The sequence below is a fragment of the Vreelandella sp. GE22 genome, assembly GCF_968212445.1.
This window is the reverse complement of sequence record NZ_OZ309110.1, coordinates 237,610-250,343: the sequence shown is the minus strand read 5'-3', so window position 1 is coordinate 250,343 and position 12,734 is coordinate 237,610. Positions and strand designations below refer to the sequence as shown.

The 12,734-nt window shown below is 64.7% G+C and carries 11 protein-coding genes; 4 read left to right on the top strand and 7 right to left on the bottom strand.

Annotated elements, in window-relative coordinates:
• The first annotated feature begins 91 nt into the window (after positions 1–91).
• Both ACWHRL_RS01240 and ACWHRL_RS01235 read left to right on the top strand, forming a co-directional pair.
• Positions 92–694 carry a LysE/ArgO family amino acid transporter gene (locus ACWHRL_RS01240; protein WP_447894909.1) on the top strand — a complete coding sequence of 201 codons (603 nt, stop codon included), beginning with the start codon at positions 92–94 and terminating at the stop codon, positions 692–694.
• 50 nt (positions 695–744) lie between these two features.
• On the top strand, positions 745–1,935 hold the full coding sequence (locus ACWHRL_RS01235) for an MFS transporter (RefSeq protein WP_447894908.1): 1,191 nt from the start codon (positions 745–747) through the stop codon (positions 1,933–1,935).
• On the opposite strand, the gene ACWHRL_RS01230 is transcribed toward ACWHRL_RS01235, so the two are convergent.
• Complete coding sequence (locus ACWHRL_RS01230) at positions 1,932–2,987, bottom strand: glycosyltransferase family 4 protein (RefSeq protein WP_447527484.1); 1,056 nt, start codon at positions 2,985–2,987, stop codon at positions 1,932–1,934. The genes ACWHRL_RS01235 and ACWHRL_RS01230 overlap by 4 nt on opposite strands.
• A 36-nt stretch (positions 2,988–3,023) precedes the next feature.
• Between ACWHRL_RS01230 and ACWHRL_RS01225 the strand changes: the two genes are divergently transcribed.
• Together ACWHRL_RS01225 and ACWHRL_RS01220 are read left to right on the top strand one after the other, a co-directional pair.
• Complete coding sequence (locus ACWHRL_RS01225; protein WP_447894907.1) at positions 3,024–5,129, top strand: HAD-IIB family hydrolase; 2,106 nt, start codon at positions 3,024–3,026, stop codon at positions 5,127–5,129.
• The gene (locus ACWHRL_RS01220) at positions 5,126–6,001 is read left to right on the top strand and encodes a glycosyltransferase family 2 protein (protein ID WP_447894905.1); all 876 of its coding nucleotides are present in this window, start codon (positions 5,126–5,128) and stop codon (positions 5,999–6,001) included. Before ACWHRL_RS01225 ends, ACWHRL_RS01220 begins: the two co-directional genes overlap by 4 nt.
• A 6-nt stretch (positions 6,002–6,007) precedes the next feature.
• Here the strand turns inward: ACWHRL_RS01220 and ACWHRL_RS01215 are convergent, their stop codons facing one another.
• From ACWHRL_RS01215 to ACWHRL_RS01190, 6 genes are all read right to left on the bottom strand, one after another.
• Positions 6,008–7,168: a glycosyltransferase gene (locus ACWHRL_RS01215; protein ID WP_447894904.1), complete on the bottom strand. Its 1,161-nt coding sequence runs from the start codon at positions 7,166–7,168 to the stop codon at positions 6,008–6,010.
• A 125-nt stretch (positions 7,169–7,293) separates the two neighbouring features.
• On the bottom strand, positions 7,294–9,552 hold the full coding sequence (locus tag ACWHRL_RS01210; RefSeq protein WP_447894903.1) for an ATP-dependent DNA helicase: 2,259 nt from the start codon (positions 9,550–9,552) through the stop codon (positions 7,294–7,296).
• Positions 9,549–11,228 carry a VRR-NUC domain-containing protein gene (locus tag ACWHRL_RS01205; RefSeq protein WP_447894902.1) on the bottom strand — a complete coding sequence of 560 codons (1,680 nt, stop codon included), beginning with the start codon at positions 11,226–11,228 and terminating at the stop codon, positions 9,549–9,551. Before ACWHRL_RS01205 ends, ACWHRL_RS01210 begins: the two co-directional genes overlap by 4 nt.
• 44 nt (positions 11,229–11,272) lie before the next feature.
• Positions 11,273–11,632, bottom strand: a complete 360-nt coding sequence (locus ACWHRL_RS01200; RefSeq protein WP_447527478.1) for a hypothetical protein — start codon at positions 11,630–11,632, stop codon at positions 11,273–11,275.
• A 218-nt stretch (positions 11,633–11,850) separates the two neighbouring features.
• Positions 11,851–12,159 (bottom strand): GIY-YIG nuclease family protein, encoded by a 309-nt coding sequence (locus tag ACWHRL_RS01195; protein WP_447894901.1) that lies wholly within the window; start codon positions 12,157–12,159, stop codon positions 11,851–11,853.
• Positions 12,152–12,610 carry a YchJ family protein gene (locus ACWHRL_RS01190; RefSeq protein ID WP_447894900.1) on the bottom strand — a complete coding sequence of 153 codons (459 nt, stop codon included), beginning with the start codon at positions 12,608–12,610 and terminating at the stop codon, positions 12,152–12,154. Before ACWHRL_RS01190 ends, ACWHRL_RS01195 begins: the two co-directional genes overlap by 8 nt.
• Between the last annotated feature and the right edge of the window lie 124 nt (positions 12,611–12,734).

The window sequence follows — 12,734 nt, the reverse complement described above, 5'->3', positions numbered from 1 at the left end:
AGCATGGGGAATATTCGTTTTATTTATAGCCTGGCACCCAACAAACTGCCCACCCCTTTATAAAGGCGAACGGATCAAGGAGGTAAAGGCGATGGGCCAGAGTTATCTCAACGGGGTGTTCATGGGGCTGGGGCTGATCGTGGCCATCGGCGCGCAAAACGCCTTCGTTTTATCGCAGAGCATCAAGCGCGAGCATTCGGTGCTCGTCGCCCTGGTGTGCATTGCCTGCGACGCGGTGCTGATAGGCGCGGGCGTGCTGGGCGTTGCCACCGTGCTTTCGCAAAGTGCGCTGCTGCTCGCTTTCGCCCGCTGGGGCGGGGCGGCATTTTTGATCGGCTACGCGTTAATGGCGCTCAAGCGCGCGGCGCGCAGTGAGGCGCTACGGGCGAAAGGCGGGGCGAAACGCTCGCGGACCGCGGTTCTCTCGGCCACCCTCGCCATCACGCTGTTAAACCCCCACGTGTATTTGGATACGGTGCTTTTGATCGGCTCGCTCGGCGCGCAGCAGCCAACCCCCGCGGCCTTCGCTTTCGGGGCGATCAGCGCCTCGACACTTTGGTTCAGCGCTCTGGCGTTGGCAGGCCACCGCCTTGCCCCCTGGCTTTCGAGGCCGGTTACCTGGCGGCTGATCGACCTGGGCGTGGCCGTGATGATGTTCGCTATTGCGCTGCAGTTGATCCTCGGTGCGGTGTAAAAAAGTAGCCTGCTAAGAGATATGCTAAGCTAGTCGATCCGCTCTCATAAATGACGAGGATGTGCGCCATTCACCATAACGCCCACACCAAAGCAGTGCTGCTGTTCGCGAGTACCATGACCGTGATGTCCGGGGCGATCATCGCCCCGGCGCTACCCGGCATCGGCCGTTTTTTCGAGGACGAACCCCAGGTTCTGATCCAGCTGATTCTGACGCTGCCGGCGCTGATGATCACGCTTTTCAGCCCGCTGATGGGCTATCTGGCCGATAAGTTTGGCCGCAAGCCGCTCTTACTGATCATGCTTTCGATCTACGGCTTAGCCGGGGCTTCCGGGTTTTTGATCGACCGGGTGGAGGTGTTGTTGGCCTCGCGGGCGCTGATGGGCGTGGCGGTGGCGGGTATTTTGAGTATCAGCACCACGCTGGTGGGCGACTATTTCAGCGGCGCCGAGCGGGCGCGCTTTTTGGGGCTGCAAAGTAGCTCGATGGCCCTCGGCGGGGTGATCTTCATCAACCTGGGCGGGGTGCTGTCGGACTGGAGCTGGCGCGGGCCGTTTCTTTTGTACCTTACCGGTGCGCTGCTGCTGCCCTACGCCTGGGCCATTCTGAAGGAGCCTCACCGGGAAACCGCGGGCACGACCCCGGATCAGGCCCCCCTGCCACGGGTGGATATCCCGCGTACCGGGCTTGCCTACCTGATCGCCATGATCAGCATGCTGATGTTTTATATGTTTCCCGCCCAGCTGCCGTTTCTGCTCACCGCCCAGGGCGATACCAGCGGGCTGGCCATCGGTATCGCCCTCTCCATGGCGGCGCTGTCTGCTAGCGTGGTGAGCTTTTATTATGGGCGCATCAAGATGTTTTTCTCGGTGATGACGATTTACGTGGTGGGGTTTTCGATCGCGGCACTGGGCCTTTTGATCGTGGGTCTGACCTACAGCTACCCCATGGCGATCATGGGGGCAGGGGTGGCTGGTCTGGGGCTTGGGCTTTTCATGCCCAACACCACCACTTGGCTGATGCGCATTACCCCGGAGCGGGTGCGTGGGCGGGTGTTCGGCGGCTTCACCTCGACGTTTTTCTTCGGCCAGTTCATCTCGCCGGTGATCGTTGCCTGGATGTCGCTGTGGCTCGATTCGCTGCGCGACGTGTTTATCACCATGGCGCTGCTTTGCGTGGCGCTTGCGCTGGTCATTACGCTGCTGAGCAAAACGGTGCTGAAAGCCGACAGCGCGCTTTAGCGCGCTAACAGCGCGTGGTACACATCGAGGTAATCCCGCGCCATCCGTTCGGCGGTGAAACGCGCCAAAAAGCGTTCGCGCACGCGCTCGCGGCTCAGTTCGGGTAGCCGTTTCACCGCCGCCACCGCCTCCTCGACCGAGTCGACGATGAACCCGGTCACGCCGGGCTCGATGACCTCTTCGACGCTGCCGTTTCGCCAGGCGATGACCGGCGTGCCGCAGGCCATCGCCTCGATCATCACCAGCCCAAAGGGCTCCGGCCAGTCGATGGGAAACAAAAGCGCGGCGGCACCGCCCAGCAGCGTTTGCTTTTGAACGTCGTCGATCGTGCCCACATGACGAATCGCGTCGTCGAGCTCGGGGACGACGAAGCGGTCGAACCAGTCCGGGTTGCCGACATCCACCCCGCCGGCAAGCGTTAGCGGGTAGCCGGCGGCGCGCGCCACCTCGATGGCCCGGTCCGGGCGCTTTTGGTCGGTCATGCGGCCGATGAACGCCAGATACCCGCCATCCCCCGCTCCCAGAGTGAAGCGGCCAGCATCGAGGCCGTGATGCACCACCCCCGCCAGGTTCGTTTGAGGAATGCTGCGCGCTTGGGCGTGGGAGATCGCCGCCACCGGCAGGTCCGGAAAGCCTTCGAACAGTAGCTGACGGTCGAGCTCGTCGACCCGCCAGTGCACGGTGGTCAGGCTGTGGGCGCGGCGGCGCCCCAAAAGCGGCGCGTGGCAGAACTCGCCGTGGCAGTGAATCACATCGAATTCATCCAGATGCTCGCGCAGCTTTTCCAATACCCGCGCCTCCAAAACGCCGGGCACGCCGGGGGGAACAGCGCCGTGAAGCGCTTGCAGCTGGCTTAGGCTCGGCGCGCAAGCCAGGTGCCGAGCCGGGGTCTGGCAATCCGAAGGGCCGATCAGAGTGACATCGTGATTTAAGTTAAAGAGTGCCTCGGTCAAGTCCGCCACAATGCGCTCAGTACCTCCGCTGCCCAGAGGCGGTGTGGGAAAGATAACTGGAGCAACCTGGGCAATGCGTATACGCTTTTTAATGGGCATAGCGTGGCTGAGCCTTAAGTGAAAGGACTTCACAACATGCATATCGTACACATTGCGTTACAGGGATGCCTTCGAGGTCACGACGTCGAATACGGTATAACCGCCGACACCGGCGGCCATATCCGCTACCTGCTGGAGCTCGTCGAAGCCTCCGCTCTCGACCCTCTCGTTACGCGTATAACGTTAGTCACCCGCGCCTTCGAATGCCAGTTTAGCGATGTCGACTACGGCCAGGGCGTGGAGCAGATAAGCCCCAAAATCGAACTGGTCCGTCTGCCGAGCCAACGCCCCGACTACCTCGCCAAGGAAGCGCTTTGGCAGGAGCTACCCTCTTTCGTCGATGCCTTCACCGCCTGGCTCGACACCCTGCCCGCGCCGGCGAACCTCCTGCACGCCCACTACGCCGATGCCGGCGAAGTCGCCGCACAGATCAGTGCGCGCCGGGGTATTCCCTTCGTTTTCACGGCCCATTCCCTCGGGCGCAGTAAGCTGAAATGCCTGGCGCACGACGGCCACTCTCTGGACGAGCCGACCAAGGCAGCACTTTCCAGGCGCATCACGTTTGAAGAGCGCGCGATGCGTGAAGCGGCGTTGGTCATTGCAAGCTCCCGCGACGAAGCGGAGAGCCAGTACGCCGACTACGCCCACTACGCCCCGGGCAAGATTCGCGTGATCGCCCCGGGCAGCCACCTGAGCGAATTCGAAAACGCCTGTTCTACCCCGGCGGTGGATGCGCTGCTGGCACCTTTTTTGACCGATCCCGGCAAGCCCGCGTTGATCGCCATCGCCCGGCCGGTGACGCGCAAGAACCTCGCCACGCTGGTGCGGGCCTTCGGCGAGAACGCCACGCTCAGAGAAACGGCCAACCTGATCATCATCGCCGGGGTTCGCGAGCATATCGATTGGCTGGAGCCCGAGCTTGCCGGCAACCTGCACGAACTTTTAACGCTGATCGACGATTTCGATCTTTACGGCCATGTCGCCTACCCCAAGCACCACGCCCCAGACGATATCAAGGCGCTCTACGCCTGGGCGCGAGAGCGGCGCGGTATTTTCATCAACCCGGCGCTCAACGAGCCCTTTGGACTCACGCTTTTGGAAGCGGCGGCGGCGGGGCTGCCGCTCATAGCCACCGACAGCGGCGGACCCAACGATATCATCGAGCAGTGCGGCAACGGCATACTGATCGACCCGCGCCGCGCCGAGGACATCGGCCGCGAAGCGCTGGCGCTGTTCGGTGACACCAAACGCTGGCAGCGCATGGCCGACAACGGCCGCGAGGCAGTGAAAGCCTTCGACTGGCAGCGCCATACCGAGCGCTACCACGATTTGTTGGCGCGCCTTTGCACGCCCCCGCAAACGCAGGCGCTCGACGGTGTGTCGGCGCTATTGATTTGCGATATCGACAACACCCTGACCGGCTCCCCGGTGGGCGTGCGCGCGTTCAACCAGTGGTTTGCCGGCCAGCGAAAGATGGGCTTTGGCGTGGCCACCGGGCGAAGCTTTCACAGCGCGCTGGCGATTCTCGCCCAGGCGGGCATTCCCCACCCGCAGTTGGTTATCGCCTCAGTGGGTTCGGAGATTTATTACCTGCAGCCCGACGGCGTCACTTACCGCCAGGACGACGGCTGGCGCGCGACGCTCGACCGCGGCTGGCAGCGTGACGCCCTGGCCCGAGCGCTCGAAGCGTTTAGCGATATCGCCCCTCAAGGCCCGCTCGAGCAGCGCGCCCATAAACTAAGCTATTTGAGTGACAATGACGGCGAGCTGGCCCAGCGCATCACCACACACCTGCAGCGTGCAAACCTGCGCGCCACGGTGATACACAGCCACGGCCGCTACCTGGACATCCTGCCCGAGGCGGCCTCCAAAGGGCGCGCGGTGGCGCACGTTCGCAAAGCGCTGGGGGTCGAGGAAACCGCGCTGTTCGTGGCCGGCGACTCGGGTAACGACCTGGATATGCTGCGCGCCTCGACATGCTCGATTCTGGTGGCGAACTACAGCGACGACCTGGAAAGCGCCCCGGGCATGGGGCATGTCTACATCGCCCGAGCGCCCCACGCCCAGGGGGTGATCGAGGGCGTTCAGCACTTTCAGCGCCGCCGCCCGGCCACCAAAACCTACGACGACGTGGCCTCATGAAGCTAAGCGCGCTCACCCTGGTACGCGGGCGCCGCGCCCACCTGGTCAACCTGATGCTGAGCCTGAACGCTCAGACACGCCCGCCGGACGAGCTGGTCATTGCCTGGATGCAGGCAAGCCCGGAAGAGAACCTGCCGCTTACGCGTTTTCCGGTCCGCCACGTGATGGTCGAGGGTGAGGCGCTGCCGCTGGCCCGCGCCCGCAACGCCGCGGTCGAGGCGGCCTCCTTTGAGGCGCTGGTGTTTCTGGATGTGGACTGCATCGCCTCGCCCAGGCTGGTGGCGCGCTATCACCAGGCCCTAGGCTTGCAAGCGGCGCTCTATATCGGCGAAGTGCACTACCTGGCCGAAGGGGCGGTGCGCTACTCGGATAGCGGCGAGCTCGACCTTGAAGCGCTTTATCAAGAGGGTGAGCGACACCCCGCCCGCCCGGCAATCAAGGATAACGAGATACGCCCGGAGCCGGATCACGGCAACCTCTGGGGCTTGTCCTTTGCGTTGATGAAAGCAGACCACCGGCGCGCCGGCGGCATGGACGAAGGCTACGTTGGCTACGGCGGCGAAGAAACCGACTACGCCTGGCGGCTGGCCCAGGCCGAGGTCGCGCTTTATTGGGTGGGCGGGGCGCTGGCCTGGCATCAGCACCACGCCATATACGCCCCGCCCTGGCCACACTTCGAGGCGATCATCGCCAACGCCCGGCGCTTTCACGCGCGCTGGGGGCGCTGGTGCATGGATTACTGGCTTGGCCAGTTCGATGACGCCGGGGCGATCAGCTGGACCCCGGACAGCCCACACATCGAGGTGCATCGCCAGCCAAGCAGTAATGAGATCGAAAACGCGCGCCTGCCGCCGAGCGTGCGCTTTGGGTAACGCGCCTTAGGGCTCGAGGTAGGCGTTGATAGCTTTCGCGTTCACCGCGGACACCGTGGGCGCCCCTTCCCACAGCTCATCGACACACCGCTCGAGCCACTCGGCGGCGCGCGCGGCGGCGGCGCGATCGAACAGGGTGGCGAGCTTTTCGACATCCAGCCCCCGGGCTTTTTCCAGCACCGCCTGCCAGCCCGCGAAATCGCCAGGCCACACCGGCATGTTCACCGCCGCGCCAAGCGCCGCCAGGCGTTCGGCCTTGCGTGTCTGTTCACCAAAGTAGCGCCACTCCGGCGCCACGATGTAAGGGCGTTCGAGCATGGCGATCTCATGCACGGTATTGTCCCCCGCCGAGGCCAGCACGATATCGCTAGCGGCCAGGTAGTCCACCACGTTGTCCACCCAGCCGACGTTCACCAGATTGGCGAAATCGGTCTCGTGCCCTTCCAAATGCAGCGGGCCGATGGTAAGAAAAAGCGTTTGCGGCGCGGCGCGGGCGGCCACGGTGAGCGGCGCGTAGGGCGTGCCCGCCCCGCCGCCGCCGGTCAGCGCGACCACGATTTCGCGCTCCCTATCGAGCCCTAGACGACGGCGCGCTTCTTCACGGCTGGGCACCGCGGCGGTGGTGGTGCAAAGCCCGCCACTATAGAAAGTCTTCCCGCGCAGGTCGGCGGGGTAGTCGTCCTGCTCCAGGCGCTCGTCGAACGGCGCGAGCATCCCGACGCTTGCCTCGTAAGCGCCCAGGTGGCCCGGGTCGTTGCGATCGCCGTGCATGCGCACGCTCACCGCGGGGATGCTGGCGATACGCGACAAAAGCGCCATTTCTGCAGAGACATCGATCACGAACAGGCCCGCGTCGATATCGTCCAGGTGATCGAGAATACGGCGCATGGTCTGGCGCATCTCGACCACCCCCATGGGCACGCAGTGCATCACCGACGGCGTAGGCTGCTCATAAAGTGCCTGGGTGGGCACCGCCGCGCCGATCATGTTGGGCAGGGTAATGATGTCGATCTCACGCTCGAAGCCATCGAACAAGGACGGGTCGGCGGTCATCACGCTCACCGGGCGCTCAGGTGAGAAGTGGCGAATGATCGCCATGGCACGCCGCGCGTGGCCGCGGCCCTGATGGTGGACGAAAAAGCTGATCGGTTTTTTCGGTGTCGTCATGGGGAACACGTTCCGTTGTGTTTGTAAGCCGGCAGGTCCGCCCGTCGGCCTTTGTTTTGATACGCCTGGGCTAAGCATAGTCGTCTGCGGGGAAAAGTCGCTCTGGCACTCTTTATACGTCAGCTCTAGAGCGCCCACCAGTCGGGCAGCAGCGCGCGGATGGGCGGCTGGTTGAAGCGGTCGTCCATCAGCACCACCACGCCTTCGTCGTCGGGACCCCGGATCACCCGTCCGGCGGCCTGTACGACCTTGATCATCCCGGGGATGCGGTAGGTGTACTCCTCGCCCTGACCGAACCGGGCGTAAAGGCGCGCCTTGAGCGCCTCGTTGAAGGCGTTGAACGGCGGAAAGCCGAGGGTGGCGATAAAGGCGCCGATCAAGCGGTCGCCGGGCAGGTCCACGCCTTCGCCGAAAGCCCCGCCGAGCACGGCAAAGCCGATGCCCCGCCCACCGGGAGTAAAACGGGCCAGAAAAGCGTCGCGCTCGGCCTCGCCCATCCCCCGCGTCTGGGCAAAGCTGGGGATCTCGGGCCAGGCGCTTTGAAAGCGCGTGTAGACCGCCTCGAGATACGCGAAGCTGCTGAAAAACGCCAGATAGTGGCCGGGCATCTGCTGGTACTGAGCGGCGAGCGTTTCAACGATGGGCTCGACCGAGGCTGCGCGGTCGCGAAAGCGGGTCGAGATATGCGGGGTGACCTGCACACTGAGTTGGTGGGCGGCGAACGGCGAGCCCACCTCGCGCCACACGGTGTCCGCCGGCAGACCCAATAGGTCCCGGTAGTAGCGCCCCGGCGAGAGCGTGGCCGAAAACAGCACGGCGCAGTGGGCGCGTTCAAAGCGCGGGGTGAGAAAATCCGCCGGAATGACGTTGCGAATCCCCAGCACGGCCTGGCCCCGGCCCTGGCGGGTGAAATCACAAAGCGAGTGTTCGCCGAACTGCTCGGCCAGCCGGCAAAACCCGAGTGCTTCGAACAAAAGCTCCTGAAGTTCCAGCCCGGCGGCCTGGGGCTGCTCGCCGAGGTATTCGGTCATAGCGCTTACCACCTTGTAGAGCGCGCCGACCAGCTTGCCCGGCAGTGCCTCCAACAGCCGGTAGCTCGCCTCGCCGGTGGCCTGAGCATTACCGGCATCGACCAGGGTTTGCCACTGCTTGCCCAGCTGATCGAGTGGGCCCTTGAGCGCGGCCGGGGCACTTTTTTTGGCGCGGTTGAAACGCTTTTGCGAGATTTCGGCGCTGTACATGCCGCGGGCGCGCTCGACCAGGTTGTGCGCCTCGTCTACCAGCAGGCCCACCCGCGCCTCTGTCGCGATGGCCTGACCGTGGAGCAGCGCGTGGGCGTCGAACCAGTGGTTCACATCCCCCACCGCGACATCCGCCCAGCGGGCCATTTCCTGGCCCAGATAATAAGGGCAAACGTCGTGTTCCAGCGCCACCTCCCTGAGCCCGGCGCGATCCAGAAAGCCGCGCTCGACGCAGGCCTGGCGCGCCCCGGGCAGGCGGTCGTAAAACCCGGCGGCCAGCGGGCAGGCCTCCCCGTGGCAGGCGCGGTCCGGATACTCGCAGGCCTTGCTACGCGCGGTGAGCTCCACCACACGAAGCGGCGCGGCGCTGGAGGCGGTCAGCGTGGTCAGCGCCTCCAGCGCCAGCCGCCGCCCCGGGGTTTTCATGGTCAAAAAGGCCACGCGGTCGAGTTGCTTGCGGGGCATGGCGGCCAGCATGGGAAACAGCGTCGCCAAGGTCTTGCCGATACCGGTGGGCGCCTGGGCGAGCAGGCTGCGCTCGGTACTGACCGCCTTGAAGACGTTCTCGGCCAGCTCGCGCTGACCGGGGCGAAAGCGCGCATGGGGGAAGGTGAGCTTGCCAAGGGCGCTATCCCGCGCCGCGCGGTGCGTCGTTTCCTGCTTCGCCCAGCTCAAAAAGCGCCGACACTGCGCGGCAAAAAACGCCTGGAGCTCATCAATACTCGCCTCGACCGTCAGGCGGGTTTCGCGCTGGCTGGCTATCTCGAAGTAGACCAGCGCCAGCGTCACGTTTTCAAAGCCGCGCTCGGCGCACAACAGCGCGCCGTACACCTTCACCTGGGCCCAGTGGAGGGCGCGCTGGTTGTCCGCCATGCGGGAAAGGTCGCCCCGGTGGGTCTTTACCTCTTCAAGGCAGTGGGTGTCCGGGTCATAGCCATCCGCCCGGCCAGATACCTTTAGGCCTTCGAAGGTAGCGGATAGCGGCAGCTCCACGACGTAACTCTCGCCTCGACGGCTGGCCACCAGGGTGTGCCCGGCAATGCCTTCCTGGGCGCTGGGCGCGGGGGTAAAGCGGTAGTCGAGATCGCCCTGCCGGGCGGTAAATTCGCATAGCGCGCGCACCGCGATCCGGTACTCGCTCACGCGCCGACCTGCCAACGCACGTAGCACACCTCGACGGGCATCTGGTGGCGCGCGAAGCAGTCGAGCCAGCGGCGCTGATTGTCCTGCAGCCGGTCACCGGGGCCTTTTACTTCGATCATGCGATAGCGCGGGCCCGCCTCACCCTCGGGGAAAAACTGAATCAGGTCGGGAAAGCCCGCCCGGTTGTGTTTTAAATCCCCCAGCAGGCGCTCGAACAGTACGCGTAGATGCGCGGCGGGAATGCAGCGAAACGCGGTGTCCAGTAGCGTCTCGCTCAAGACCGGCCAGTGCACGAAAGCGCAGGCAACGCCGTACCTGGCGGCAAAAGTCTCGCGGATGGTGTCGGCGTAGCGCCCATCCTCGAGCTGGGCCAGGCAGGCGTGGATCTCCTGCGCGCGCTGCTCGGCGAAGTCTTCCCGGTAGAGATCCGCCGGCCCGCTTTGGAAGGGATGAAAAAACGCCCCCGGTCGCGGGGCGAAAATCGCCGGCCACAGCAACAGCCCGAAAAGCCCGGTGATCAGGCAATTTTCCACGTAGTAAACCGGCGCTTCGGGGGCGGCCAGGTGCTCGGCCACGGCGCGCTCGACCGGCTGCGGCCCCAAAAGCGTGAGTACTCGGTCGGGCACGTTTGCCGCGCGGCTACGCGGCGCCGGCGGCCCGCCCAGGCGCCGTTCGAGGCGCGGTACCAGCCGCTGAAGCGCCTGACGTTCGCTTTCAATGGGGGCGTCCATTAGCGCCTCGCGAGCCATTTCCAGCGCACGGCGGTGGCGGCCAAGACGCTCGAGCAGGCGCAGCGCGCGAATGCGGGCATCGCTACTCGTGGCCGCGTGGTAAAGCGTCAGGGCAAGCTCACCGTCACCGCCGCGTTCGGCTTCGCGCCCCATGCTCACCAGCAGCCGGTCCCGCCTTCCGGCGAGCCAGCGGTTATCGCCGGAAGGCGGAAGCGCCTCATAAAGCGCCGCGGGCGGCTCGCCCTCGGCCAGCCGTTCGCGCAGGCGGTGAAGCGCCAGGTAGGTGGTGACCTCGCCTCGGTGGCCAAACGCCCGGGCGTTTGGGGAAAGCGCCACCGGCTCGAAGCGCTGCAGGCCAAGCTCGGTCAGCACGAACTCCGCCCAATCCTGGCGCAGGTTGCCAAAAAACATCAGCCGTAGCCGGTCGCAGGTGGCCATGACGTTGAGACGCACGATTCGATCCGGCGCCTGTGGCCACCAGGCCTTTAACGGCTGTACGGCCTCGAGCGACGGCACCAGGGTTTCCAACAGGGTTTTCTTGGAAGGCGAGGCGCCAAGCCCGGCGGCGCGCAGGGCGTCGGCCAGGGCCTGTTTGAGCTCGTTCAAACGCAGGTGGTGGAAAAGCTCGGCGCTGGTCAGATGCGGCGCCGGCTCGACCAGGCCCGCTTCAAACAGCGGCATGAGCGCCTGGTCGGTGTCGCCGATCTCGGCGTAGGTGAGCTTCCCGGTTCTAAACAGCTCGCCCTTGCGCATCACCATGCGCGCCAGCAGCGCCTGGGAGGGCTTTGGCAGCGCGTCGAACGTCGCCAGAAAGGTGGTTTCCTCTTCGCCCAGCAGATCACGGTGGCGCTCGGCCACCCAAGCGAGTACGTAACGAAAATTCGTCAGGTAGTAGAAGGGGTCATCGAGGGAGGCCGTGGCCGGACCAGAGAGGGCACTGTTCATTCATCCATTGTAACAGCGCGGCAGCGGCTTCGATAACCCGCCGCTCACCCGACCTTGTGCTGCAAAAGCGCCTCGAGGGATTCGGGTAGCGCTTCTTCCCCGCCGCTTTGTGCCGGCGCCGGTGCCTCGGCTTTCGGCGTTTTACCGCTGACCAGCACGTACCACTCGGTTTCGGTCAGGTAGTGCTGGCACCAGCGGCTCAGGCTGTCGGCGATCATGTCGCTTGCGCCCTGTTCGCCGCGAAAGGATTGGGCCAGGCAGAGCAGGTCCTGGCGGGCGGTACGCGCGCGCGCCGTGCCGCCGTGCACCCGGGAGAGCGGGCAGCGCCGGTCGAAAGCGGCGTTGACCAAGGCATTTAGCCAACGCTCCACTTCGTGTGCCTGAATACCGCCATACACTGCCACGCTTTTACTCCTTGCCCTTTGCGGGTTCGCCCACTCAAACCGGGGACACAACCCATTCTGGCTGCAAAGGGCGCTAGACTGCCCGAATTAGCGCGCGCTGTCACCTGCCGCGCGGCGGGGTTCTTCAAATCCCTGCAGTACGCTTACCACATTACGACCGATATCGTCCACCGCGTAGCCGCCTTCCATCAAAAAAACGCAGGAAAGCCGCACCTGCGTCAGTCGGGCAGCTCGCAGGGCCAGCGTGCTGCCCAGCGGCGTTTATCGCCCGGCGTTTGCTGCTTTAGCCGGTACTCGGCACGGCTGGCTTCGCTGCGGTCGGCGAAGGGCTGGGCGCCAAGCAGCGCCAGGGGCGGGTTGGCGCGGGTGTAGCGCGCGCCCTTGCCTGCGCAGTGCGCCTGGTAGCGTTTGGCCAGGTCGTTGGTGATGCCGGCGTAGGTGCCACGCCGGCATTCGAGCAGGTAAAGGTACCAAGGCGCCTGAAGGGGCTCGTTATCGGCGGGGGGGCCGCTTGAAGTGCTAGCCACCGCAGCACGCCTTGAGCTTACGCCCGCTTCCACACGGGCAGCGCTCGTTGCGCCCGGGTTTTAATTTATCCAAGCGCGGCTCGCCATCCAGGTACCACCAGCGCCCGTCTTCCAACACGAAGCGCGAGACCTCCTCCAAAACGTGCCAGCCGCCTTCCTGAAAAAAGGCCTTGAAATGGACGGTTGCACGCCCGTCCTCGGGTGCGGGAGCGTGTTCGATCACCAGCCGCTTCCAGCGCGTGGCCGGGTCCGGGGCCAAGGGCTCGGGCCGGGTACTGGGGTGCCAGGTGGCTTTCAGGTAATCGACCAGGTCGAGGGCAAAGGCGCTATAGCGCGAGCGCATCAACGCCTCGGGCGTGGGGGCGATGGCGCCCTGATGATAAGCGCCGCAGCACGCCTTGTACGCCGCGGTGCTATCGCAGGGGCAACTTGTAAGCAGGCTCGAGGTCATAACGGTGGCCCTATTAACGCACGTGTGCTGGGCCATTTTCCTGTATCGGTGACGGTTTATGCGGGTATAGTAGCAGAGTCACATTACCAAAAAAGACGGAGTACGAAACACGACCAAACCATCT

Bases quoted from the DNA above. Each gene is read 5' to 3' on its own strand.
- ACWHRL_RS01235 (WP_447894908.1), top strand. From the start codon at position 745: ATGACGAGGATGTGCGCCATTCACCATAACGCCCACACCAAAGCAGTG.
- ACWHRL_RS01240 (WP_447894909.1), top strand. From the start codon at position 92: ATGGGCCAGAGTTATCTCAACGGGGTGTTCATGGGGCTGGGGCTGATC.
- ACWHRL_RS01230 (WP_447527484.1), bottom strand. From the start codon at position 2,987: ATGCCCATTAAAAAGCGTATACGCATTGCCCAGGTTGCTCCAGTTATC.
- ACWHRL_RS01220 (WP_447894905.1), top strand. From the start codon at position 5,126: ATGAAGCTAAGCGCGCTCACCCTGGTACGCGGGCGCCGCGCCCACCTG.
- ACWHRL_RS01205 (WP_447894902.1), bottom strand. From the start codon at position 11,228: ATGAACAGTGCCCTCTCTGGTCCGGCCACGGCCTCCCTCGATGACCCC.
- ACWHRL_RS01215 (WP_447894904.1), bottom strand. From the start codon at position 7,168: ATGACGACACCGAAAAAACCGATCAGCTTTTTCGTCCACCATCAGGGC.
- ACWHRL_RS01190 (WP_447894900.1), bottom strand. From the start codon at position 12,610: ATGACCTCGAGCCTGCTTACAAGTTGCCCCTGCGATAGCACCGCGGCG.
- ACWHRL_RS01225 (WP_447894907.1), top strand. From the start codon at position 3,024: ATGCATATCGTACACATTGCGTTACAGGGATGCCTTCGAGGTCACGAC.